This window comes from Halomonas huangheensis, assembly GCF_001431725.1.
Classification (GTDB): domain Bacteria; phylum Pseudomonadota; class Gammaproteobacteria; order Pseudomonadales; family Halomonadaceae; genus Halomonas; species Halomonas huangheensis.
In genome coordinates, this window is the sequence record NZ_CP013106.1 from 2,219,636 (window position 1) to 2,242,843 (window position 23,208).

Genomic DNA, 23,208 nt, shown 5'->3' on the forward strand with positions numbered 1-23,208 from the left:
CCTGAATATCGTCTAGTGCCTTGTATTCTAGGGGGGACACCTTGCCATAACAACAAGTCGGCACCAGGTGTTTCACCAGGATGGCGGGGCTCAGTCGCTGGCAAGCCGCTGATACAGCCATGCCTGCTGCCCGTTCGCCAGCTCGACGCGAATTCGTTGGTAGCGAATACCGAGGCGCTCGTAACGATCCAGTTCCAGCAGGGTGTCGCGGTCGACCACCAGCAACTCACCCTTCACCTGGCTTCCTGGATCGATCCTCACATCAAGGCCGTCGCGCCGGTAGTCCTCAAGCATGGCGGGAGTCGATGCAAGGAAGTCGGTGGTGACCAACCATCTCACCACCGGGTAGCGCAGCGTGCCATAGACGAACACTTCGTGCGGGCCGGCGTCGACGGTAGGAAGGTTCTCGGGGCGGTCGTAGCCCAGTGGGCTGCGCCAGACCAGCCAGGCTCCACCGAGCATCAGGCTCAACAGCAGTAGGATGACCAGTGCGAGCCGGCTCGAAAATCGGAGAATAGTGGTCATGACAGGTAGCCCTGTTGTCGGCGCCACTGACCGGGAGAACCTACTTCATGGCGTGACCAGAGTCGGCGCAGTTGACGGTCATCTCCCAGGCCTACACGTGCGGCGATGTCGCCCAGGCCCAGCGACGTTTCCAACATCAACTGCCGCGCCAGTTGAAGGCGGAGGGCCGCCAGGTAATCTCCCAACGACATTCCCGTCAGCGCCAAAAAGCGGCGCCTCAGGTGTCGTTCACTCATTGCCGCCTGTCTTGCCATCTGTGGAACGCTCCAGCCCTGCTGCGGGGCCATGGCAAGTTGATCCTGAAGGCGGTGAATACGGGCATCGACGTGGTTTCTGCCGCGCAGCCAGATACCGAGCTGCGGCTCCTGCCCACTACGGCGTAGATACAGCACCATGTCTCGCGCCACGGCGAGGGCCAACTCGTGGCCGGCGTGACGTGTCAGCCAATGCAGCATGGTATCGATACCGGTGGAAATGCCTGCACTGGTCAGAAAGCGGCCGTCATCAGTGAAGATACAGTCCTCTTGCACTCTGGCAGCAGGAGCAATTTGTCTGAGTCGTTCGAGGAGCTCATGGTGACTGGTACAGCGACGGTTATCGAGCAGCCCTGCCTCGGCGAGCAACAGCGTCCCCGAGCATACCGACATGATGGTCCGGGCCTGATGGCCGATGGTTCGCAGCCAGTGCAGTGCGAGCTGCTGTACTCCGATCTCGATGGCATTGCGGTACTGGCCGGGCACGACCAACAGCTCCAGGTCCGAGGCATCCTCGGGGAGTGGCGCAATTCCCTGCAACTGGAGTGGCCCCATCCAGTCGAGGCTGTTGTGTGGGCCAAAATAGTCGATCTGGTATCTGCCACTAATGCGTGCCGCGCAGTGCAGGACCTGCCAGGGCCCGACCAGGTCAAGCGGGACCTGGCCGGGCAGCATCAGCACGCCGATACGGCACGTGGTGTCGTCCCTGATGGGAAGCACGGGCATTGAGTCTCCTTCAGACGCTCGAGGCAGCAAGCGATTCGTTCTCCAGAGTACTCACATCCACGATACGAGCAAAACGTTTCTCCAGTACCAGTTCCGTTCGCGCTCGGATGTCATCGGCGCTCCAGGTGATGCCAGCGCGCGACATGGGGAATGTCAGGGTGGCTTCACTGACGAAATCGACCACAAAGCCGAGATCCGATGCGACACGAGTGGTGGTTTCACAGCATTGCTCGGTACGGATACCACTGATCCACAGTTTGCCGATTCGCCGCTGACGCAGCCAGGATTCCAGCCCGGTGCCGGTGAAGGCATTGTGCACCGTCTTGTAGAAGGTGGTCTGTGCCGGGTCGTCAAATCCAGCCAGCGGACGTATCAGGCCATGGCTGGGGTCGAAGGGAGTCCCGCTGGCAGGCTCGGTATGATAGATCCGTACCAGAGGTATGCCGCTGGTATGAGCAAGGTCAATCAGGCGGCGCTGTGCATCGCACCAGCCGCGAGTCTCCTCAGGTTGCCAGTAGTCACGTTGAGTAAAGGATTGTTGTACATCGATCAACAGTAACGCTGTGTCCATGATGAGTGCTCCGTCTCCAGTTCAGGGTAGGCTTACCAGGATACGAGCAATCGGACGCTTTCAGCAGGGGAAGCAAGGACAACCAGCGGACTGAAACGGACATGTTGTGACCAGGCGGAATGGATCACAACGGTGGTATGGCACAGTTACTGTTCGACTTTTCACGCCACCGGGCCAGAATTCAACCCAGGCCATTACCAGGGAGGGTGACATGGATAGCGACAAGGCACTGCAGATCATCAATACACTGGCTTCTGGCGTGGACCCGATAACCGGCGAGATTCATCCTGACGGCGGCACTCTGCAACACCCGGATATCATTCGTGCCCTGTATATGGCCTCCATGGCGATACAGGCGCAGATGGACGCTGGGAAGCCCGGAAAGACCGCTTCACGACCAGGTAGAGCAGGAGAAGCCTGGACCACGGAAGAGGATCGGCAACTGGCTCAAGGCTTCGATGAAGGCCTGAACATGAGTGAGCTGGGTAGGCAGCATCAGAGAAGCCGTGGCGCCATTCAGGCGCGCCTGGTCAAGCTGGGCAGGATCACGGAAGATGTCGGCGAGCACGACTGAGCGTTGATGGTGGTGAGAGGGTGGGAAAATGCTGGCGAGGGGGTAGTGATGGGGCAATGGTTCAGTTTCCCCATCACTCCTGCCAGGATAGGAAGTCTGACCACAGGTGAGAGGAGGTGTCACATGACGCAGAGTTGCCAGGAAGATGTGGATTTTCGGGCACTGATGGGCGATGTGCAGCCCCTCAACCGGGAGCGCAACAGGGCAGACCTCGGTCATCATCGCGGCACTCCCAGTGAGTCCCAGATGGCGCGTCGTCAGTATGCCATTGCCGGGGGGGATGGATTGGACACGCTATCAGACGAGTTCATTGATCTGGTACCGCCTTTCGATCCACTGGAATATCGTCGTGATGGTATTCAGATCGGCGTTCTGGAGCGTCTGCGCCAGGGTGGCTATCCGGTTCAGGCCAGTCTCCATCTGCTGCGGCGCCCTCTGCAGGAATGCCGCCGCGAGTTGCCGGTATTCATTCGCGATGCCTATGCATCGGATCTGCGTTCGGTGTTGATCATCCACGGTCGTGGGCGAGATATTGATAGCCCGCCCAATATCCTGCGTTCCTGTCTGGCCAGGTGGCTCACGCTACTCGATGAAGTCCAGGCCTATGCTTCCGCCCAGGAGCGCGACGGCGGCCTGGGAGCCACTTGGGTAATGCTGCGCAAGAGTGAGAGGGCGAGGGCCAATAACCGTGAACGGCAACAGAAGCGCCGAGGCTAGGCGTTATCTTCTTCAAAGGTATTGAAATGACAACGCCGCCCGATAATGGGCGGCGTTGTCGTTCAGGAACATGCGAGGGTGTCAGGCCAGCGCAGCCTCGGGCTGACGTTCGCGTGCTTCGCGTTGGCGGCGTCGGAACATCGGCTCGGGGTTGTCGATGGAAACCTGATAGTGGCGGCTGAAAGCATTGAAAGCATTCAGCGCGTCCTCGACGATTTGATCTTCACGCATCGACCAGGCATCGAAGCCACAGCGCTTCATGTACACCAGTTGATCGATCAGCACATCACCAACCGCACGGATCTCTCCGGTGAAGCCATGGCGCTCACGCAGCACTCGCGCGATGGAATAACCACGGCCATCGGTAAACTTCGGAAAGTCGATCGCTACCAGAGGTGCCTCACGCAGTGCCGCGATGGTCTCTGTGTCCAGCTCGGTATCGCTGGGCAGCCAGGGTGCCAGAGAATCGCGTCGCTCGGCGGCCAGCCACACATCGAGACGTACGATGGCATAGCCTTGTGCCGGAGCGGCGTCTTCGTCATGGCGCAGCCACTGATCCTCGACCTGCCGGCCATTCTTGATCAGTGGGCGTGGGGGCGTCTGCTCAGGCAGCATACACAAACTCCTTGAACGGCTTGAGACCGATACGGCGATAAGTGTCGATGAACGTTTCATCAGGCTGGCGCTCGCCGACATAGACCTGCAGGACCTTGTCGATAACGCCTGGCACGTCTTCACGGAAGAAGGACGGACCGAGAATCTTGCCCAGCGAGGCGCCATTGCCCTGGCTGCCGCCGAGAGATATCTGGTAGTACTCTTCGCCCTTCTTGTCGACCCCGAGAATACCGATGTGGCCGACGTGGTGGTGACCGCAGGCGTTCATGCAACCAGAGATGTTCAGGTCGAGAGGCCCGAGGTCATAGAGGAAATCGAGGCTCTCGAAGCGTTCCTGAATCGCCTGGGCTACCGGAATCGATTTGGCATTGGCCAGCGCGCAATAGTCGCCGCCGGGGCAGCAGATCAGGTCGGCGAGGGTGCCCACGGTGGGGTTTGCCAGGCCAAGGGCTTCGAGCTTGTGCCACAACTCCTCGATCTGATCGACAGCGACATCGGTCAATACCAGGTTCTGCTCGTGGGTCACACGTAGTTCGCCAAAGCTGTAGTCATCGGCCAGGTCGGCAATGTCGGCCATCTGCTGTGACGTTACGTCTCCCGGTGATTGTTCGCTGCGCTTGAGTGACAGAGTCACAGCCTTGTAACCACGGACCTTGTGATCAGTGACGTTGTTGGTCACGAAGCGTGCGAAGGCACGGTTATCGCCACGCAGCGTCTCATAGGCATCGATGGTCGATTCATCGATCTCGCGGCGTGGCGGTTCGATGAAGTGGTCCGCCATTTCATCAATGGCCTGTTGATTGAGAGTCTGCGGGCCGTCCTTGAGGTGCGCCCACTCTTCCTCGACACGGCGACGCATTTCATCAACGCCAAGCGCCTTGGTCAGGATCTTGATACGTGCCTTGAACTTGTTGTCACGTCTACCGAACTGGTTGTAGACGCGTACAATCGCCTCGAGATAGGTCAGCAGGTGCTGCCAGGGAAGGTCCTCGCAGATGGTTTCGCCGATCATTGGCGTGCGGCCGAGACCACCTCCCACCAGTACTTTGACGCGCACCTCTCCAGCATCGTCGCGCCAGAAGCGCAGGCCCACATCATGAACCTGAATGGCTGCGCGATCTTCGCTGGCTCCCGTCACCGCAATCTTGAACTTGCGGGGCAGGTAGAAGAATTCCGGGTGGAAAGTCGACCACTGACGGATCAGCTCACACCAGGGACGTGGATCAACTTCCTCGTCACCGGCGATGCCAGAGAACTGGTCGGTAGTGGTATTGCGAATATCGTTGCCGCTGGTCTGGATCGCATGCATCTGCACCGACGCCAGTTCGGCAAGGATGTCCGGTACGTCTTCCAGCTTCGGCCAGTTCAACTGAAGATTGGTACGCGTGGTGAAGTGGCCATAGCCACGGTCATAGCGCGCGGCAATCTCGCCAAGCTTGCGCAATTGATAAGAAGCCAGCATGCCGTAGGGAATGGCGATACGCAGCATTGGCGCATAGCGCTGCACATACAGACCGTTCTGCACGCGCAGCGGCAGAAATTCCTCATCGCTGATCTTGCCATCAAGATAGCGGCGCATCTGGTCACGGAACTGTTCGACGCGTTCGTCGACCAGTGTCTGGTCATGATTGTCGTAGCGGTACATTCAGCGCTTTCCTGCAGCATGAGAATGACGGGACGTTGCCCGCTACCTTACTCTTTCGCCATTATTCTATAAAAGAATAAATCCTTATAGTTTTCGCGCAAAAAGTAATTAGGGGCATCTTTCTAGTTGGAGTCGCCATTCTAGATTGTCACGGTTTGCCATCGTCGCCGTTGCCAGATCAGCACGAAAGCCAGCGAGTTGAGCGTGCGATAGCCTAACTGACACCACCATATGCCGACCAGCCCCCATCCCTGGTGGACACCGATCCACCAGGCCAGTGGTAGAAATACCAGCCACTGAGTCGATAGCGTCAGCAACATGACGGTGCGTTGAGCCCCTGCACCCAGCAATGCCTGGGTAAACACCAGCGCAGCCGCATCAACCACGATCATCAACGCTGTCAGGCGCAGGGGATCAACTCCCATTTCGATCATCTCTGGCTGATGCAGAAACAACCCCAATACCTGATGGGGAAAGACCAGCATCGGCAGTGATAGTGCGGCAAGGGAAAGCCAGGTCAGACGAACCACATCCCAGCCCCAGCGGTGAGCAGTTTCAGGATTATCGCGTCCGAGGGCTTCCCCGACGAGGCTCATGGCGGCCATGCCGAAACCAACGCCGGGGAGGATCAGCAGTAATGAGAGGTTGACCAGTACATGACCCACCGCGACGCTCGCAGTACTCACTTGACCGAGAATCCAGAACAGCATCGCATAGCCAGCGGCAAACCATAGCTGCTGAAAGGAGTGCGGTGTCGCCAGGCGCAGGGTCGTCAATAGATCGCCAGTAGAAGGCCAGCCTCGAGGCAATGCAAGGTGATGATGTGTAACAGCGGCCCACAGTATCAAGCCGGTAACCAGAGATAGCGTTGTCCCCAGACCGGCGCCGCTGGTGCCCATTTCCGGCAGTCCCCATCGCCCGAAGATCAGCCCGATGCTGGCGACCAGGTTCACCAGGTGCATGACCAGCATGATACGCAGGTAGATGCCGGTCTCCTGCACGCCATTCCAGTAGCCCCGAAAGCAGAAGATCAGGGCAATCGGCAGTAGTGATGCCACGCGCCAGCGGAAATAGTCGACCGCAATACCACCGACCAACGGGTCGTCGTTGATCAATGCCAACAGTCTGGGGGCCTGCCAGATACATAGCGCGCTCAGCGGCAGGGCAACGGCCAGTGCAATGACCAGTCCGGCATGCAGGGGGGCGCTGCAGCGCTCAACAGCCTGTTCACCATGGCGGCGTGCGACCTGGGCCTGGACACCGGACATCAGCCCGAACACCGTTGCCGAGATCAGGAACATGGCATAGCCGCCGATACCCACGGCAGCCAGCTCGTTGGGGCCCAGGCTGCCGACCAGTGCGGCATCGACCAGGTTGAGCAGGCTCTGAGTCAGCATGCCCGCCATGATTGGCAGGGCAAGGCGCATGATAGTCCGGCGCCGTGTCGTATCAGGCAGCATCACGCCCCCGGTCATTGCCCGTGGGGCGTGCTTGCAGTTTCGGTCGTGGACGTGCAGTTGATGTCATGCTGGATCGTAGGACAGCACCGGCGACAACCAACGCTCCATGTCACCGATATCTCGTCCCTTACGCTCGGCAATGCGCTCGACCTGGTCGCGAGTGATTCTGCCGGTGGAGAAGTACTTCGACTTCGGGTGCGAGAAATACCAGCCGGATACCGCTGCAGCCGGCCACATGGCAAAGCTCTCGGTCAGATCCAGGCCAGTATTGGTGGTGGCATCGAGCATGCGGAACAGAGTTGCCTTCTCGGTGTGATCCGGACAGGCCGGATAGCCGGGAGCAGGGCGGATGCCCTGGTACTTCTCGGCGATCAAGGCCTCGTTATCGAGGCTTTCCTCCGGAACATAGCCCCAGAATTCGCGGCGTACGCGCTCATGCATATGCTCGGCAAAGGCTTCGGCGAGACGGTCAGCCAATGCCTGGACCATGATGGCGTTGTAGTCGTCGCCATTCGCCTTGTACTGCGCTGACAGCTCTTCAACGCCATGGCCGGCAGTGACAGCGAAACCACCGATCCAGTCGGCCTTGCCGCTGTCCTGGGGTGCGATGAAGTCGGCGAGACTGTAGCAGACGCCTTCGCGGTTCTTCGTGGTCTGTTGGCGAATATGATGCAGCCGTTCGATGACCTGCTGACGGGATTCATCGGCATAGACCTCGATGACATCGTGATCCACGGTATTGGCAGGCCACATCCCGATCACACCACGAGCCTGGATCAGCTTCTCATCGATCAAGCGCTTGAGCATCGCCTGGGCATCGGCATACAGGTTTCGAGCAGCCTCACCGACGACCTCGTCATTGAGGATCTTCGGATACTTGCCGGCCAGCTCCCAGCTCATGAAGAATGGCGTCCAGTCGATGCGTTCGACCAGCGAATCGAGATCGTAGTCGTCGAAGACCTTGAGGCCGGTAAAGGTCGGTGCTGGTGGCGTATAGCTGCCCCACTCGAGAGGCGGCTTGCGTTCGCAGGCGCTGGCGTAGTCCAGGTCCGCCGCCTTGGGTCGACGCTTCGCATTGCGCTCGCGGACCTTCTCGTATTCTTCCTTTATATCGGCAACGTAGGCTGGCTTGAGAGTTGGCGAAAGCAGGCGGCTAGCGACACCCACCGCACGTGAAGCGTCGGTCACGTAGATGACCGGCTGATCGTATTGTGGCTCGATCTTGACCGCAGTGTGCGCCTTGGAGGTCGTCGCACCGCCAATCAGCAGGGGCAGGGTATGCCCCTGGCGCTGCATTTCCCTGGCGACGTGTACCATCTCGTCGAGTGACGGTGTGATCAGCCCGGATAGGCCGATCAGATCTGCCTTCTCCTCGATGGCGGTCTTGAGGATCTTCTCGGCGGGCACCATCACGCCGAGATCGACAACATCGTAGTTGTTGCATTGCAAGACGACGCCAACGATATTCTTGCCGATATCGTGAACATCACCCTTGACCGTGGCCATGACGATCTTGCCCTTGGCCTGAGTACCCTCACTCTTCTCGGCTTCAATAAACGGGATGAGATAGGCAACTGCCTGCTTCATGACGCGAGCGGACTTGACCACCTGAGGCAGGAACATCTTACCGGCACCGAACAGATCACCGACCACGTTCATGCCATCCATCAACGGGCCTTCAATGACCTGAATCGGGCGTTCGACGCGTTGGCGAGCCTGTTCGGCGTCTTCCTCGATGTAGCTGGTAATCCCCTTGACCAGGGCGTGAGAAATACGTTTTTCGACCTCCCAGCTACGCCATTCAAGATCTTCCTTCTTCTCGGCACTGCTGCCGTCGCCCTTGTAGCGCTCGGCAATCTCGAGCAGGCGCTCGGTGCCGTCGCTGCGGCGATTGAGCACTACATCCTCGACCGCCTCACGCAGCTCATCCGGCAGGTCATCATAGACGGCCAACTGGCCAGCATTGACGATACCCATGGTCATGCCGGCACGAATGGCGTAGTAGAGAAACACCGAGTGAATGGCTTCGCGTACCGCATTGTTGCCACGAAACGAGAAGGAAACGTTGGAAACACCACCAGACACCATGGCGTGCGGTAGGTGTTCAGTGATCCAGCGCGTCGCTTCGATGAAATCGACCGCGTAGTTGTCGTGCTCCTCGATACCGGTAGCGATGGCGAAGATGTTGGGGTCGAAGATGATGTCTTCCGGAGGAAAACCGATCTCGTCGACCAGTACCTGGTAGGCGCGCTGACAGATCTCGGTCTTGCGCGCAAAAGTGTCGGCCTGACCTTCCTCGTCAAAGGCCATGACCACCACTGCGGCACCATGCCGACGGCACTCGGTCGCTTGATGGCGAAAAGCTTCCTCGCCTTCCTTCAGCGAGATCGAGTTGACGATGGCCTTGCCCTGGATGCACTTGAGGCCAGCTTCGATGATGTCCCATTTGGAGGAGTCGACCATGATCGGCACGCGAGCGATATCCGGCTCTCCGGCGATCAGATTCAGGAAGCGCACCATGGCTTCCTGGGACTCGAGCATGCCCTCGTCCATGTTGATGTCGATGACCTGAGCGCCGTTCTCTACCTGTTCCAGTGCGACTTCCAGCGCTGTGGTGAAGTCATCTTCGACAACGAGTCGCTTGAAGCGAGCAGAACCGGTGACATTGGTACGCTCGCCGACGTTGACGAACAGCGAATCCTTCTCGATGTTGAAGGGCTCGAGGCCGGACAGGCGGCAGGCGAGAGACCGCTCGGGAAGGATGCGTGGCGGCAGATCCTTGATCGCCGCGTGAATGGCCGCAATGTGCTCGGGTGTGGAGCCACAGCAACCGCCGATGATGTTCACCAGGCCACTACGCGCAAACTCGGCGACAATCTCTGCCATTTCTTCCGGCGTCTGGTCGTATTCACCGAACTCATTGGGCAGGCCAGCGTTGGGGTGGGCGGAGACAAAGGTTTCCGCCTTGTTGGAGAGCTCCTCGACGTAAGGTCGCAGCTCCTCGGCACCCAGCGCACAGTTGAGACCGACAGTCAGCGGCCTGGCATGACGCACTGAGTTCCAGAATGCCTCAGTGGTCTGGCCGGACAGGGTGCGGCCCGAGGCATCGGTGATGGTGCCGGAGATCATCACCGGAAAGCGCACGCCAGTTTCGTCGAAAATCTCTTCCAATGCGTAGATAGCGGCCTTGGCATTGAGCGTATCGAAGATGGTCTCGATCATGATCAGATCGGCGCCGCCTTCCATCAGTGCCAACGCTGACTCGCGGTAATTGTCGCGCAGCTCGTCGAAGGTCACGTTGCGCCTGGCGGGGTCATTGACGTCTGGCGATAGCGAGGCCGTGCGCGAAGTGGGGCCGAGGACACCCGCCACATAACGCGGAACCCCGGTCTCGTTACCTACGGCATCGCAGACCTCTCGGGCCACTCGAGCGGCCTCGCGATTCAGTTCGGCCACCAGCTCTTCCATGCCGTAGTCCGACTGGGAAAGCCGTGTGGCATTGAAGGTGTTGGTCTCGATGATATCTGCACCGGCCTCGAGGTAATCGCGATGAATGCGGCTTACCAACTCAGGGCAGGTCAGTACCAACAGGTCATTGTTGCCCTTGAGATCACTGGGCCAATCGCTGAAACGCTCGCCGCGAAACTCCTCTTCGCTTAGCGAGGCATTCTGCAGCATCGTCCCCATGCCGCCATCCAGCATCAGGATGCGCTGTTTGAGGCTTTCGTTCAGGCGGGCGGTCTGGTCAGTGGCAACAGCAACCATGGGCAGAGGTATCTCCAGCAATGCGCTAACATCAGGTCGGCGATTAGTTTTTATACAAGCAGGCTATTGTATCGAACGGTGTTCGTACCCATCTATGGGGGGACCACCGGAGCCCGTCAGCAGCAATCAGAATGTTGATATACTCCTGCGCTTCGGCAGGTAAGTACCGTAAAGGGCTGGTATCTTACCAAATCGGTGAGGCTGGCGGCAGGGAAAAGGCATACCCGACTAATTCACTCGGGATTGTATCGAGCCATGGTGTCGCTTACCATGAAGAAAATATACCCGCTGTGGTAATGGCAAAGTGCCGGCGGGAGCTGACAGCAGTGAGAGACACATGAGCGAGAACATCCAGATTACCGACAGCGCACAGGAATACCTGGCAGAACTGCTCGAGAAGCAGGGTGTCGAGGGTATTGCGGTGCGCATCTTCATCACCCAGCCGGGCACCCCTTACGCCGAAACCTGTCTGGCCTATTGTCGACCCGGTGAAGAAGAGCCCACTGATGAGCTTCTTAACCTCGACAAGATCAACGTCTACCTTGATTCCAATAGTGTTCCGTTTCTGGAAGAAGGTGTCGTCGACTTCAATGCGGATCGTATGGGAGGGCAGCTGACCATCAAGGCGCCCAATGCCAAGATGCCCAAGGTCAACGCCGATAGCCCGCTGGAAGATCGCATCAACTATGTCCTCTACAGTGAGATCAATCCGGGGCTTGCGGCTCACGGCGGCGAGATCAAGCTGGTTCAGATGACCGAGGAGCAAGTGGCAGTACTGGCCTTTGGTGGCGGTTGCCAGGGCTGTGCCGCTGTCGACCTGACGTTGAAGGAAGGTGTCGAGAAGACACTGATGGAGCGTATTCCCGAGCTTGCCGGCATCCGTGATGTGACTGACCATACGGATACCACCAACGCTTACTATCGTTAGGCCTGCTCTACAGAGTCGCAATGAATGGTGGCGATGTGCTGCCTTGACCAATAGTCGCATAATGCCGCCCTCTGAGGCGGCATTATGCTTTTATGGGAACAGGTTGGCATGGATGCGTATTCAGGCAGCTATGCGCAGCACCAATATGTTGCTGTTGTCCGCCAGGTTATTGCCCGCCTGTACTGATCGGGAATGGAGGAAAGATAGATGGGGTTTCCGCGACAGCGAGTCACGTTGATCACATTGAGTGTCACAGATCTGGCACGGGCAAAGGCGTTCTATGCTGGCTGGGGCTGGCAGCCACATGGCGAATCCCAGCCGGGCATAGTGTTCTATCAGATGAATGGGGCAGCATTGGCACTGTTCGGGCGTGCCGAACTTGCTGCTGACCAGGCGCGCTCCGAGCAGGAGTTGGGCACCGGAGCGATGACGTTGGCGCAGAACTGTCTGGATGCAGCAGAGGTGGACCAGGTGTTTGCAGCAGCGCTTGCGGCTGGAGCGACATGCTTGAAGAAACCCGAAACGGTTTTCTGGGGTGGCTATTCCGGTTACTTTGCTGACCCCGATGGTCATGTCTGGGAGGTCGCCGCCAATCCCTTCTGGCCACTGGCGGACGATGGTTCCCTGATCCTGCCTGAACCAGACTGACATCCAGCGCACTCAGACGCTTATTCGATATCTGAGCTCGGTCCGTTCTTCGTGCTTGTATCACTGTGTTGGCCGGCCAGTTCCCGAGACTGATCCGGGGAAGACTTGCCCGTCAGCGTCCAGAGTTTCTCGTCCAGACGTGCTTCGAGAAGATTGAGACGCTCCGATTGCATTGCCATCTGCCGGCGCTGTTCTTCTATACGCTCGTTGAGTAGGTCAACCTCATGACCGCGAGCTCGTGCGCTTTCCTCGGCCCGTGAACGAGCGGTTTGAGTCTCGCGATGACGCTTCTCTTCGTCCCCTAGATCTGCGCGCGCAGCCTGTAGCTGTTGCTGAAGAGCGTCCTGCCGATGTTCGGCCTGCTTCAGGCGCTGGGCATGAGCCTTCTCCAGAGCCTGGCGTTCCTGGCGGGCATCGTCGAGCATTGCCATCAGGCGTGCTTCGGCAGCTTCATGACGCTGTTCTTCCTGATGCAGTTTCTCGCGCTGCTCCTTTTCCAGTTGTGCCACCGCGGCCAGGTGTTGCGCGGCCTGGCGTTCATTGTCCTGCTGCAGGCGGGTTAACTGGTCGCCAAGCTGGCCGGCGCGCTGACGCTCCTTTTCTGCTTGCTGCTCCAGGTTCTGCGCTGCCGCTTCCATGCGCGCACTTTCCGCACTGCATTGCTGCAGGCGTTGCTCTGTGCTGCTGAGGTGCGCGGCGAGGGCTGATTCGCGTTGTTCAGCATCTTCAGAGCGTCGCAACGCATCTGCAACACGTTCTTGAGCAGATTCCACCTGCCGATCGGCTTCCTCACGATAGTGAGCAAGGTTCTCGGTCGCTGCCTGCTGTGCCTGTTGCCAGAGCTCTTCCGCCAGCTGCTGCAATTCCACCGGCATACCCTGGGGGGGAGGCACATCACGGCGCTCATCGCGGCGTGATCGCCATTCGCGAAGGTGGTCGCTGATGGTGGTGTAACTGCCGGTGCCGAGAATCTCGCGCACCTTCTGCACGCTGGGGGCTTCCTGGCGCTGCAGCAAAGTGTCCACGGCGCGTTGGACGTCTTCGAACGTAATCCCGGTTCGGGCCATGTGTCTCTCCTTGAGTGGCACAAACAAGCGGCGCCAACACAGATAATGCCCGAAACCTGCCCCGGGGTGCCATGCCCTGAGTGTAGATCGGATGTTGCTGGTGTTTATCTGCATGGTCTATGACAAGCGATCCTGGTGGTTACTGGTGTTCGCCGGTGATGAATTGTAGCGCAATATCTGTAATTACATAAATCATAAATACGTAATAATATTTATGAAATTGAATATAAAATCAAGATTACTCGCATTATCATGACTATTGAGGTGTACAGATCGCCAGGAAATGCGGCTGATAAAGCCCGTAGTGACGGGGCAAGGGGGGACGCAAATGGAGTGAAGTGCTGGAAATGGTTGGGTAAGGCTGACTGTAATGCCGGAAGACTGGCCACAGCGGGCCATATGCCCTGAGCGAGGAACAGCCCGTCCACGCTCAAATAGCGCGGGTTACCAGTAGAAGCAGGTTGCCAGAACCCATGTTGTCGAGCATGTGCTGGGCACAAACGTCTGCCACGCAAGCAGAAAGAGCCTGGCGGGAAGGGAGGGTAGACTGAGAGTAGTTACATCAGCCGAGAACGAGTCTCGGCTGTGAGCTGCAGAAGGAAGGGTTACTGCCGGCTGTCGAGGTACTGGTGTGCGAACTTGCGCAATTCCTTGACGTCGGATTGGTAAGCTCTATCCAGTCGCCAGGCAGCGAAGCCGGTCGCTGCAGTAAAGGCAGCCATGGCCGCGAGAATGATGTAGAACGCCATTATTTGTCCCTCCAGGTGAGGATGGCCTTGCAATAGGATGCCACCAATGCGAGCAGAAATCCAAAAGCGGCGCCCCATAACGGCTTGGAGGTGCTGGCAACCAACAAGGTTCCTTGCGTGTTGGTCTTGTCGGCAAAGAACAAGGCAATCAGTGACAGCGAACCCACGGTGGTGCCAGCGCGATCAATGAGATCCAGCAGGTTGCTGAGAATCGCCGCATGCTTCGCCTTGCGCTCTGCAGCGAGATGCTCGGTGATTTCCTCCAACTCCTGCTCGGTCAGTGCTCTTGAGCGTAATGAACCGCCCTCACGCGACTGAGGATCGACGGCAGAGCGCTCTTCGATGAAGCGAATCAACTCACCCTTGAGCTCATCAAGCTGCCTGTCGTGTGCATCCTTGTGGTCAGACATCCGTATTCTCTGAAATTGAGTACTCTTGAATGATGTGGAGGCGGTCATCCGCTGCTTTCGCGTGACAGGCCGTGTGTGCCCGGCGCGGCAGTGCAAGTCCAATACGTTACCAGCCTCATGCGTCACCAGGCTCGTACCATGGTAACTGCTGCGGCTGGCTGAGGTGTAGGACAACGAACTGCTCTGCGCATCAAAGCCCAGCATCGGCGGCGAGGTATCCTCTCGGCGTTGTCTGTATAATCGCCGTCAGTCGGTGTTGGCGCCGGCATTCCTGCTCCACACCGAAAGATTTGAAGCCGATGTCTCGATCCGATCCCGCTGCTGCTGTCCCGATACCGACGCTGGATATGCCAACTGTTGCTGAGGGGCGTGGGCATCAGCCAGCGCCTTTCGGGGCAGCGATTCTGGCCAACAGTGATGCAGAGGCCGTAGCGGCCTGGCTGCAGGAATATCGAGCCAGTCCGCAGACATTGCGCAGTTACCGGCGTGAGGCAGAGCGCTTGTTGTTGTGGTTGGATAGTCGCGACATGCGGCTATGTGAGTTACGGCGCCCACATCTCGATGAGTTCGAGGCTTTTCTCGCCGACCCGCAGCCGCACCACTATTGGATTGGGCCGGTCAAACCGCGTCGTAATCCACAGTGGCGACCGTTTCGTGGCCCACTATCGCCAGCCAGTCGTCGCCAGAGCCTGGTTATCCTGCAGGGAATGGTCGGTTGGTTACTGGAGGCCGGCTGGTTGACGCATAACCCTTTTCGACTGATGCGTGACAAGCGCCGGCGCCTGGACAATAGCCGTGATACGCGAATCGAACGCTACCTGGAACGCCCGTTATGGGAGTGGCTATGGAGCTGGTTGAATCGCCCGCTTGCTGATGGAGCGTCAGACAGGCAGGTGAAACTCTGGCAGCGCCGGCGTCTGGTGTTTGGCTTTGCGTATCTGCTTGCACCTCGCATCTCGGAGATGAGCGAGGCACGGCTCAGTGACCTGGCCCTGCGAGAAGGCCGTTGGTGGTGGCGCGTGGTGGGCAAGGGAGGTAAGTACGCCGAGATCCCCGTGCCTCCGGACATGATGCAGCTGATAAAATCAGCATGTGAACACTACGGGCCAGGCGAGGCGCCGGGCTACAGCGAAGGTCCGATACTACGGCGACTCGATGGCAAGACGGCGCTGGGGGCGAATCATCTTTATCGTCTGATTCGCAAGGCCTTTGCAGATGCGGCGGACACCATGGAGCAGCAGGGCGGCGATGAACTGGCCACCGCTCGGCTGCGACAGGCAACGCCGCATTGGCTGCGCCATACCGCCTTGACCCACCAGGCGCAGGCCGGAGTTGAGCTGCGTTATCTTGCTGAGTCGGCACGACACTCACGACTCGATACCACCGCACGTTATCTACACACCGAAGACGAGGAATGGCACCGCCAGCAATCCTGGCATCGACTGCCGGGGGCTGGTGACAGGGAGCCGGACTGAAGCCGGCCCCTGCGGGGTCCATGTTGATAACGAATAGAGTTATTGATGAATATGGCACCATTTGGCAGGCGTTCAGATACGAGCAAGCAACTCGCTGCTCATGTCCCCGCCTAGAGCTCCTATTACATGTCCGCGCTCTCCGGCGATTCGAGTGGTGACAAAGGTGTCCGAAACGGCAGCAACTCCTGCACGTATCAGTACCGATGCCGTCAGCAGCAGTGCCGTGCGCTCGACAAACCAACGCGCCTCACTCTCCGCTGGCAAACCGGGCCAGCGCTCCAGGTGCGCGCGGAGCGCGGCATCATAACGGCGATCACTTCCCTGGGCTGCCATCAGGTCGGCACGCAGTGCTTCTGCTGCTAGCGGCTCTTTCGCCAGGGTGCGCAGAATATCCAGACAGATGACATTGCCCGAACCTTCCCAGATGCCATTCAGTGGGGCTTCACGATAGTAAAGTGGCAGGCCAGTCTCTTCGACGTAGCCCATGCCTCCCAGTACTTCCATTGCCTCGTAGGTCACCAGGGGACAACGCTTGTTGCCAAGGAATTTGGCCAGCGCGACACCGATACGTGCCATGGCTCGGTCTTCTGCGCTGTCGCCATCAAAGGCTCTGGCAACGCGCAAGCCCAGTGCAAGAGCTCCTTCGACTTCAAGTGCCAGATCGCCAAGCACGGAGCGCATCAGAGGCTGATCGACGAGGTTGCGGTTGAAGGCGCTACGATGAGACGCCCAGTGGTGAGCAGTTGCGAGAGCACCACGCATCAGACCTGCAGGTGCCATGGCGGTATCGAGGCGAGTGTGATGAACCATCTCGATAATGGTTCGGACCCCAGCACCTTCATCACCCAAGCGCCAACCCAGAGCGTTGTGATACTCGATCTCCGACGATGCATTGGAGCGGTTGCCGAGCTTATCCTTGAGGCGCTGGATATGAATAGCGTTGCGCTCACCTTCAAGCCAGCGAGGCACAAGGAAGCAGGTCAGCCCGCCAGGTGCCTGAGCCAGAGTCAGGAATCCGTCGGACATTGGTGCAGAACAGAACCACTTGTGGCCGGAAAGGCGATAGGCATCGCATTCAGGCTCTGCACGAGTGGTATTGCTACGTAGATCTGATCCTCCCTGTTTTTCAGTCATGGCCATGCCTAACGTGGCTGATGACTTCTGCTCGATGGGACGCGGTGAAGGATCGTACTGGGTTGCTGTCAAACGCGGACGCCAGATATCGGCCAGCGCCGAGTTGGCGGAAAGTGCGGGAACGGCAGCATAGGTCATGGTCATGGGACAGCAATGCCCCGGCTCAACCTGGCTGGCGAGGTAGACCATGGCGGCATGGGTAACATGGCCACCAGAGGTGCCTTGCCAGGCGATGCTGGCATAGCCCGCGCTTTGGCTGGCTTGCATCAACTTGTGCCATGCCGGATGAAAACGCACCTCGTCGAGCCTACGTCCGCCCTGATCGAACAGCACCAGCTCCGGCGGATGACGATTGGCATCCATTCCGGCGTCGCGCATCTCTGCGCTCCCCATCATCCGCGCATAATTCGTTACGACAGCGGTCTGGCCTCCTTCACGGCTCATGGCCTCGCGTAGAGCCGAGTCTGTTGACCACAGGTCGATGTCACCACGTAGCGGGGGTTGGTTGTGCACCTCGTGGGTTGCCAATGTTGAGCGTGGTGTTGAGTCAGTCATGGGATCTCCACAGTGTCGATGTTGTCATTGTCAGTGTTGTCACTTGTTGGGCATCACCTGCGAGCAACCCATATCAGGGCGCTGCTCGGATGAGTCGTAGATGGGCTATTGAGTGCCACCTGGACTAAAGTTCGTACGTTTTTATTGGTCAAGTGTACGAATTTTTTCTAGAGTTCAGCACAGAACAGAAACATACGCCAGCACAACAACAAGCATCTTCGTGAGGTAAGTATGGACTACGACTACATCATTGTCGGTGGAGGGTCGGCCGGTGCCACACTGGCAAATCGGCTGAGCGCGGACCCAGACAACAGCGTATGCCTGCTCGAAGCCGGAACGAACGGCAATGGGCTATTGGTACGAGCCCCGGTAGGAGTGGTGGCCATGCTACCGGGTTACGGAAAGCTCAATAACTGGGCGTTCAAGACGGTACCGCAGCCGGGTATGAATGGACGCCGAGGGTACCAGCCTCGCGGCCGTTGTCTGGGAGGCTCTTCGGCCATCAATGCCATGCTGTACGTGCGAGGTCATCGTGCTGACTACGATGACTGGGCTGATCTGGGCAATGAAGGCTGGGACTGGGAGTCTGTGCTGCCTTACTTCCGCAAGGCCGAGAATAATGTGCGTGGCGCCAGTGTTGTACACGGTGGTGATGGTCCTCTACAGGTTGCCGACCAGGAACAACCTCGACCCATTTCGCGCGCCTTTATTGATGCTGCTGCGTCGCTGCAGATCCCTGAGACGAATGATTTCAACGCCGGCGACAATGAGGGGGTCGGCTATTTTCAGGTGACTCAGTTCCATGAAGGAAAGCATAAGGGCGAGCGCTGCTCCGCAGCACACGGGTATTTGAGCCCGATCACCGGCACACGCCCGAACCTGACGGTTATTACCCAGGCACATGCGACGAGAATTCTGTTCGAAGGCAAGCGTGCCTTTGGCCTGGTCTATACACGCAATGGAGAAGAGCAGCGAATCAAGGCCAGGCGTGAAGTCATACTCGCCGGTGGAGCCTTCGGCTCTCCCCAGTTGCTACAGCTCTCTGGTGTTGGTCGTCCCGAAGATATTCAGCCTCACGGCATCGAAATGGTTCATGAGCTGACTGGCGTCGGGCAGAACCTGCAGGACCATTTCGACTACATTCAGGCCTACAAGACAAAAGATACCAACCTGTTCGGCTTTGGTATTCAGGGTGGTATGCGACTGTTGAGCCACATACCGCGCTGGAGTCGGCACGGCAATGGCATGATTGCTTCACCTATCGGTGAGGCCGGAGCCTTCCTCAAGACGGATCCCTCACTCGACCGTCCTGATATCCAGCTGCATTTTGTGGCTGCGATTGTCGATGACCATGCCCGCAACCTGCATTGGGGTTATGGCTATTCCGTTCATGTATGCCAGCTGCAGCCCTGGTCGCGAGGTTCTGTGTTTCTTGAGTCGGCAGATCCTCATGCCGCACCGGGCATCAACCCGAACTTCCTTGATGATCCGCGTGACCTCGATGTCATGATCCGTGGCGCCAGACTGACGCGTGAGATCATGCATGCATCACCACTGGTCGAATACAAGAGCCAGGAGCTTTTCGGGATTCACGACAGCATGACCGACGCTGAGTGGGAAGCCAACATCCGGGCACGTGGTGACACCATCTACCATCCCATCGGAACCTGCCGTATGGGCCGCGACGAGATGGCTGTGGTCGATTCCGAGCTACGCGTGCATGGTCTCGAAGGCTTGCGGGTCGTCGATGCTTCGGTGATGCCCAAACTGGTCAGCGGCAATACCAATGCCCCCACCATCATGATCGCGGAGAAGGCTGCCGATATGATCCTCAGCGAGAAAATCAGCGGTCAGAGTGCGATGCAGAGCGTCGTTGCAGAGGAGGGCGTGTCATGAATGGTCAAATGATGTATCGAGCGCTGACCACTGGCTCGCTGATCGAGCATGCTGAGCATTACCATGCTTCCACCGAGATCGTTTCCGTAGACACCGGTGGTGGAATCGAGCGTACCTGCTGGGGAGACGTAGCAGCCAACGCCCGTCGTCTGGCATCGGCGCTGGATAAGTTAGGCGTCTCGGCTGGAGCTCGCTGTGGCACCATCGCCTGGAATAATCGCCGCCACCTTGAGATCTATTTCGGGGTCGGGGCCGGTGGCCGCGTCACTCATACCGTGAATCCACGACTGACCCCCGAGCATCTTATCTACATCATCAATGATGCTGCCGATGAAGTGTTGTTCTTTGATCACACCTTCCTGGCGCTGATCCCTCATTTGCTGCCTCACCTGACCACCGTGAAGCATCTGGTATTGATGGGGCCACGTGATGAGGAGGCGCTGACGGTCGTCGAATCACTGAAATTCTTCGACGAATTGATTGCCGAGGGCGATGCGCAGCACGCATGGCCCGAGCTGGATGAGACGACGCCAGCAGCACTATGCTACACCTCCGGCACCACTGGCAGGCCCAAGGGTGTACTCAACTCGCACCGTTCGCTGGTCCTGCATGCCCTGGGAGGCAACCAGCCAGACGGGACCTGCATCTCAGCGGGAGACGCACTACTGCCGGTGGTTCCGATGTTCCACGTCAACGCGTGGGGCATTCCATTTATCGCCGCTATTGCAGGGGCACGGCTGGTGTTGCCCGGACCGAATCTGGATGGTGACAGTCTGCTGCGTCTCTTGAATGACGAGAAGGTCAACGTGGCGTTCGGCGTACCTACCATCTGGATGGGGTTGTTGGCAGCACTCAAGGCATCCGATGCTCAACTACCTCATCTCGAACGCTCCTTCGTTGGTGGTACTGCGCTGCCGCCTTCAATGATCAATGTCTTCCGCGACGATTATGGTGTCGAGCTGATCCATGCCTGGGGAATGACCGAAACCTCGCCGATTGGCACGATCAACCAGCCATTGTACAAGCACCGAGCGCTACCTCTGGAACAGCAACGGAAACTGCGCCAGGGACAGGGGCGCCCCATCTTCGGTGTCGAGCTCCGTGTTGTAGATGCCGATGGCAATCCGCTGCCTCATGACGGTTCGAGTCAAGGGTTGCTGCAGATTCGTGGACACTGGGTGGTCGATACCTATTACGGGAAAGATGAGGATGCCCTGACTCAGGACGGCTGGTTCGACACCGGTGATATCGCCACCCTCGATGAGAACGGCTACCTGGTGATTCGTGATCGCGCCAAGGACATCATCAAGTCTGGTGGTGAGTGGATTTCCACCGTCGATCTCGAAAATATCGCCATCGCGCATCCCGGTGTGGCCAATGCGGCAGCCATCGCCGCCTGGCATCCCAAATGGGATGAACGTCCGATATTGGTCTGCGTCAGGGCAAATGGCTCCGATGTAGGAGAAACGCAACTGTTGGCAGACTTCGAGGGCAAGGTCGCCAAATGGCAGATCCCGGATCGAGTCATCTTCGTCGATGCATTACCAATGAGTGCTACGGGTAAAGTGCTGAAAAACAAACTGCGCGACCAATATGGGCAGGTTCTGACGGAGGAAAAGACATGACGATCGCCGAGCAGGAAGCGCAGAGGGCAACCACCGATCCCCGGTATCCGCAGCATGAGGCCGCGTTGGAATCGCTTTACCTGGCGAAAGATGACTGGGCCAGAACGACAGTAGAACAGCGAATCACCATCCTCAAGCAGATCAAGGATGCATTGCTGGTGGTTGCTGAAGACTGGGCACGGGCGGCCAGCAGCGCCAAGGGGATAGCACCTGGCAGTCCTTTGATGGGAGAGGAGTGGTTAGCCGGCCCGGGCGCGATGATGGCTGGGTGCAATGGCTTGATTGCGACTCTGGAGCAGATCGAGGGTAAGGCATTCCTTGATAGCATTCGTCGACGCCATATGCCCGGTGGACGTTTAGCACTGCGAGTGATGCCATCGACGCTCTGGGATCGTCTGCTGTTGTCGGGGGTAACGGCTGATGTATGGATGCAGCCTGGCATTTCGGAGAGCAATCTCGCTGAGCATGCGGCATTGATCTACGACGTGCCCATGGAGCAACGTCACGGCAAGGTGGCGCTGATTCTGGGCGCTGGTAACGTTGCCTCGATTGCGCCTCTGGACGTGTTCCACAAGTTGTTTATCGAAAACCAGGTCTGCCTGCTCAAGTTGAACCCGGTAAACGATTACCTGTTGCCGTTGCTGGAAAAAGCGTTGGCAGTGCTGATCGACCGCAATGCGCTACACATCGTCAAGGGCGATGGCGCAGTCGGTGCATGGTTGACTGAGCACCCCTGGGTTGAGGAAATGCATATCACCGGCTCCCAGACCACGCATGACGCCATTGTCTGGGGGACTGGCGACGAGGCGAAACGCAATCGTGAGGCTGGCACTCCACGTAACAGCAAGCGGTTTACTTCTGAACTGGGCGCAGTGTGTCCGACGATTGTCGTTCCCGGCCCCTGGAGCAAGGCGGACATCGCTTTTCAAGCCGAACAGCTTGCCACTCAGAAACTGCACAACTCCGGCTTCAACTGTGTAGCTTGTCAGGTGTTGATAATGCCGCGTAGTTGGAAGCATGGAGCTGAGCTGATCGAGAGAACCTCAAGTGTTATGGCACGCTCTACACGTCCAGCATATTACCCGGGCGTCGAGGATCGGTTGGCAGCCTTCCAGGCTGAAGCGGGTAATAGTACTGAGGTGTCACGTGGGGATGCGCCTCCGGTGACGATTGCCGAGACCGCTGATTCCGATTACTTCCGAAAGACGGAAGTGTTTGGCCCCGCCATGTCGATAACCGAGTTGGATGCCGCCGATGCCGAGAGCTTTCTGCGCGCGGCGATTGATTACGCCAATCAGGAGTTACATGGCACCCTGGGAGCCAACATTGTCATTCATCCCGCGACACGGCGAGCAATCGGCAAGCAACGCTTCAACGAACTTCTCAGTGAACTGCGTTATGGCACCATTGCCATCAATAGCTGGTCGGGGGTCGGTTTCCTGCTGGCCCAATGTCCTTGGGGGGCATTCCCCGGCCATAGCCTGCAGGATGTGCAAAGCGGCATAGGCACCGTGCATAATAGCTTCATGTTGGAAAAGACCGAACGCACTGTGGTCGAAGCGCCATTCCGGCCTTTTCCCCGCAGTCTGGCGAGTCGGCGACCGACACTGTTGCCAAAACCGCCTTGGTTCATCACCAACAGTAGACAGGATAAGGTGGCGCGGCTGTTGGTCGATTTTTACCATAGCCCTGGCTGGCACAAGGTGCCGCGAATCTTCTATCACGCCATCCTGGGATAGCGGGAAGCTGAGACTGGCCAGAGCTGGATGTTATCCCGAAGGCGTGAATCACGCGCATGCAGATCGTCTTCGGGCTCCGGCTCACGGGAGGAGAGCATTGCAGGGTGACAGGGCAGGGTGCAGGAGTATG

Annotated in this window: 19 protein-coding genes; 8 read left to right on the forward strand and 11 right to left on the reverse strand. The window is 58.2% G+C overall.

Annotation, left to right across the window (positions count from 1 at the left end; translation table 11 throughout):
• Positions 1–90: 90 nt before the first annotated feature.
• From AR456_RS09820 to AR456_RS09830, 3 genes are read right to left on the reverse strand one after another with little or no spacing between them, the layout of a single operon-like run.
• Positions 91–525, reverse strand: a complete 435-nt coding sequence (locus tag AR456_RS09820; protein ID WP_021817583.1) for a gamma-glutamylcyclotransferase family protein — start codon at positions 523–525, stop codon at positions 91–93.
• Positions 522–1,505 (reverse strand): GlxA family transcriptional regulator, encoded by a 984-nt coding sequence (locus tag AR456_RS09825; protein WP_021817582.1) that lies wholly within the window; start codon positions 1,503–1,505, stop codon positions 522–524. The genes AR456_RS09820 and AR456_RS09825 overlap by 4 nt, the downstream gene beginning before the upstream one ends.
• 10 nt (positions 1,506–1,515) lie before the next feature.
• The gene (locus AR456_RS09830) at positions 1,516–2,076 is read right to left on the reverse strand and encodes an isochorismatase family protein (RefSeq protein WP_021817581.1); all 561 of its coding nucleotides are present in this window, start codon (positions 2,074–2,076) and stop codon (positions 1,516–1,518) included.
• A gap of 211 nt (positions 2,077–2,287) precedes the next feature.
• On the opposite strand from AR456_RS09830, the gene AR456_RS09835 reads away from it, so the two are divergent.
• Together AR456_RS09835 and smrA are read left to right on the forward strand one after the other, a co-directional pair.
• Complete coding sequence (locus AR456_RS09835; RefSeq protein WP_021817580.1) at positions 2,288–2,650, forward strand: hypothetical protein; 363 nt, start codon at positions 2,288–2,290, stop codon at positions 2,648–2,650.
• Positions 2,651–2,773: 123 nt separating this feature from the next.
• Entirely contained in the window at positions 2,774–3,367 is a 594-nt protein-coding gene (smrA, locus tag AR456_RS09840; RefSeq protein WP_021817579.1) for a DNA endonuclease SmrA, read from the forward strand.
• An 81-nt stretch (positions 3,368–3,448) separates the two neighbouring features.
• Here the strand turns inward: smrA and AR456_RS09845 are convergent, their stop codons facing one another.
• From AR456_RS09845 to metH, 4 genes are all read right to left on the reverse strand, one after another.
• Positions 3,449–3,982 carry a DUF934 domain-containing protein gene (locus AR456_RS09845; RefSeq protein WP_021817578.1) on the reverse strand — a complete coding sequence of 178 codons (534 nt, stop codon included), beginning with the start codon at positions 3,980–3,982 and terminating at the stop codon, positions 3,449–3,451.
• Complete coding sequence (locus AR456_RS09850) at positions 3,972–5,627, reverse strand: nitrite/sulfite reductase (protein WP_021817577.1); 1,656 nt, start codon at positions 5,625–5,627, stop codon at positions 3,972–3,974. Before AR456_RS09850 ends, AR456_RS09845 begins: the two co-directional genes overlap by 11 nt.
• Before the next feature lie 140 nt (positions 5,628–5,767).
• Positions 5,768–7,087, reverse strand: coding sequence for an MATE family efflux transporter (locus AR456_RS09855; RefSeq protein ID WP_021817576.1), 1,320 nt, complete (start codon positions 7,085–7,087; stop codon positions 5,768–5,770).
• 63 nt (positions 7,088–7,150) lie between these two features.
• A complete protein-coding gene (gene metH / locus AR456_RS09860) occupies positions 7,151–10,852 on the reverse strand; it encodes a methionine synthase (RefSeq protein ID WP_021817575.1) in 3,702 nt (1,233 codons plus the stop codon).
• Positions 10,853–11,189: 337 nt separating this feature from the next.
• On the opposite strand from metH, the gene nfuA reads away from it, so the two are divergent.
• Entirely contained in the window at positions 11,190–11,780 is a 591-nt protein-coding gene (gene nfuA / locus AR456_RS09865; protein ID WP_021817574.1) for a Fe-S biogenesis protein NfuA, read from the forward strand.
• Between the two features lie 207 nt (positions 11,781–11,987).
• On the forward strand, positions 11,988–12,428 hold the full coding sequence (locus tag AR456_RS09870; protein WP_021817573.1) for a VOC family protein: 441 nt from the start codon (positions 11,988–11,990) through the stop codon (positions 12,426–12,428).
• A gap of 20 nt (positions 12,429–12,448) precedes the next feature.
• Here AR456_RS09870 and AR456_RS09875 read toward each other — a convergent pair whose 3' ends face one another.
• The 3 genes from AR456_RS09875 to AR456_RS09880 form a co-directional block, all read right to left on the reverse strand.
• Positions 12,449–13,495 (reverse strand): DNA-binding protein, encoded by a 1,047-nt coding sequence (locus AR456_RS09875; RefSeq protein WP_021817572.1) that lies wholly within the window; start codon positions 13,493–13,495, stop codon positions 12,449–12,451.
• Positions 13,496–14,100: 605 nt separating this feature from the next.
• Positions 14,101–14,244: a hypothetical protein gene (locus tag AR456_RS21275; protein ID WP_021817571.1), complete on the reverse strand. Its 144-nt coding sequence runs from the start codon at positions 14,242–14,244 to the stop codon at positions 14,101–14,103.
• Positions 14,244–14,654 (reverse strand): hypothetical protein, encoded by a 411-nt coding sequence (locus AR456_RS09880; RefSeq protein WP_155829146.1) that lies wholly within the window; start codon positions 14,652–14,654, stop codon positions 14,244–14,246. The genes AR456_RS21275 and AR456_RS09880 overlap by 1 nt, the downstream gene beginning before the upstream one ends.
• 347 nt (positions 14,655–15,001) lie before the next feature.
• On the opposite strand from AR456_RS09880, the gene AR456_RS09885 reads away from it, so the two are divergent.
• Entirely contained in the window at positions 15,002–16,129 is a 1,128-nt protein-coding gene (locus tag AR456_RS09885) for a tyrosine-type recombinase/integrase (RefSeq protein ID WP_051995693.1), read from the forward strand.
• Positions 16,130–16,201: 72 nt separating this feature from the next.
• Here AR456_RS09885 and AR456_RS09890 read toward each other — a convergent pair whose 3' ends face one another.
• On the reverse strand, positions 16,202–17,818 hold the full coding sequence (locus tag AR456_RS09890) for an acyl-CoA dehydrogenase family protein (RefSeq protein WP_021817568.1): 1,617 nt from the start codon (positions 17,816–17,818) through the stop codon (positions 16,202–16,204).
• Between the two features lie 231 nt (positions 17,819–18,049).
• Between AR456_RS09890 and AR456_RS09895 the strand changes: the two genes are divergently transcribed.
• From AR456_RS09895 to AR456_RS09905, 3 genes are read left to right on the forward strand one after another with little or no spacing between them, the layout of a single operon-like run.
• Positions 18,050–19,714, forward strand: a complete 1,665-nt coding sequence (locus AR456_RS09895; protein ID WP_021817567.1) for a GMC family oxidoreductase — start codon at positions 18,050–18,052, stop codon at positions 19,712–19,714.
• Positions 19,711–21,339: a long-chain fatty acid--CoA ligase gene (locus tag AR456_RS09900; RefSeq protein WP_021817566.1), complete on the forward strand. Its 1,629-nt coding sequence runs from the start codon at positions 19,711–19,713 to the stop codon at positions 21,337–21,339. The genes AR456_RS09895 and AR456_RS09900 overlap by 4 nt, the downstream gene beginning before the upstream one ends.
• Positions 21,336–23,078, forward strand: coding sequence for an aldehyde dehydrogenase family protein (locus AR456_RS09905; protein WP_021817565.1), 1,743 nt, complete (start codon positions 21,336–21,338; stop codon positions 23,076–23,078). The genes AR456_RS09900 and AR456_RS09905 overlap by 4 nt, the downstream gene beginning before the upstream one ends.
• The last annotated feature ends 130 nt before the right edge of the window (positions 23,079–23,208 follow it).

Excerpts from the sequence above, each read along its gene's own strand:
- AR456_RS09820 (WP_021817583.1), bottom strand. The coding sequence starts at position 525 with ATGACCACTATTCTCCGATTTTCGAGCCGGCTCGCACTGGTCATCCTA.
- AR456_RS09825 (WP_021817582.1), bottom strand. The coding sequence starts at position 1,505 with ATGCCCGTGCTTCCCATCAGGGACGACACCACGTGCCGTATCGGCGTG.
- AR456_RS09830 (WP_021817581.1), bottom strand. The coding sequence starts at position 2,076 with ATGGACACAGCGTTACTGTTGATCGATGTACAACAATCCTTTACTCAA.
- AR456_RS09835 (WP_021817580.1), top strand. The coding sequence starts at position 2,288 with ATGGATAGCGACAAGGCACTGCAGATCATCAATACACTGGCTTCTGGC.
- smrA (WP_021817579.1), top strand. The coding sequence starts at position 2,774 with ATGACGCAGAGTTGCCAGGAAGATGTGGATTTTCGGGCACTGATGGGC.
- AR456_RS09845 (WP_021817578.1), bottom strand. The coding sequence starts at position 3,982 with ATGCTGCCTGAGCAGACGCCCCCACGCCCACTGATCAAGAATGGCCGG.
- AR456_RS09850 (WP_021817577.1), bottom strand. The coding sequence starts at position 5,627 with ATGTACCGCTACGACAATCATGACCAGACACTGGTCGACGAACGCGTC.
- AR456_RS09855 (WP_021817576.1), bottom strand. The coding sequence starts at position 7,087 with ATGCTGCCTGATACGACACGGCGCCGGACTATCATGCGCCTTGCCCTG.
- metH (WP_021817575.1), bottom strand. The coding sequence starts at position 10,852 with ATGGTTGCTGTTGCCACTGACCAGACCGCCCGCCTGAACGAAAGCCTC.
- nfuA (WP_021817574.1), top strand. The coding sequence starts at position 11,190 with ATGAGCGAGAACATCCAGATTACCGACAGCGCACAGGAATACCTGGCA.
- AR456_RS09870 (WP_021817573.1), top strand. The coding sequence starts at position 11,988 with ATGGGGTTTCCGCGACAGCGAGTCACGTTGATCACATTGAGTGTCACA.
- AR456_RS09875 (WP_021817572.1), bottom strand. The coding sequence starts at position 13,495 with ATGGCCCGAACCGGGATTACGTTCGAAGACGTCCAACGCGCCGTGGAC.
- AR456_RS21275 (WP_021817571.1), bottom strand. The coding sequence starts at position 14,244 with ATGGCGTTCTACATCATTCTCGCGGCCATGGCTGCCTTTACTGCAGCG.
- AR456_RS09880 (WP_155829146.1), bottom strand. The coding sequence starts at position 14,654 with ATGTCTGACCACAAGGATGCACACGACAGGCAGCTTGATGAGCTCAAG.
- AR456_RS09885 (WP_051995693.1), top strand. The coding sequence starts at position 15,002 with ATGCCAACTGTTGCTGAGGGGCGTGGGCATCAGCCAGCGCCTTTCGGG.
- AR456_RS09890 (WP_021817568.1), bottom strand. The coding sequence starts at position 17,818 with ATGACTGACTCAACACCACGCTCAACATTGGCAACCCACGAGGTGCAC.
- AR456_RS09895 (WP_021817567.1), top strand. The coding sequence starts at position 18,050 with ATGGACTACGACTACATCATTGTCGGTGGAGGGTCGGCCGGTGCCACA.
- AR456_RS09900 (WP_021817566.1), top strand. The coding sequence starts at position 19,711 with ATGAATGGTCAAATGATGTATCGAGCGCTGACCACTGGCTCGCTGATC.
- AR456_RS09905 (WP_021817565.1), top strand. The coding sequence starts at position 21,336 with ATGACGATCGCCGAGCAGGAAGCGCAGAGGGCAACCACCGATCCCCGG.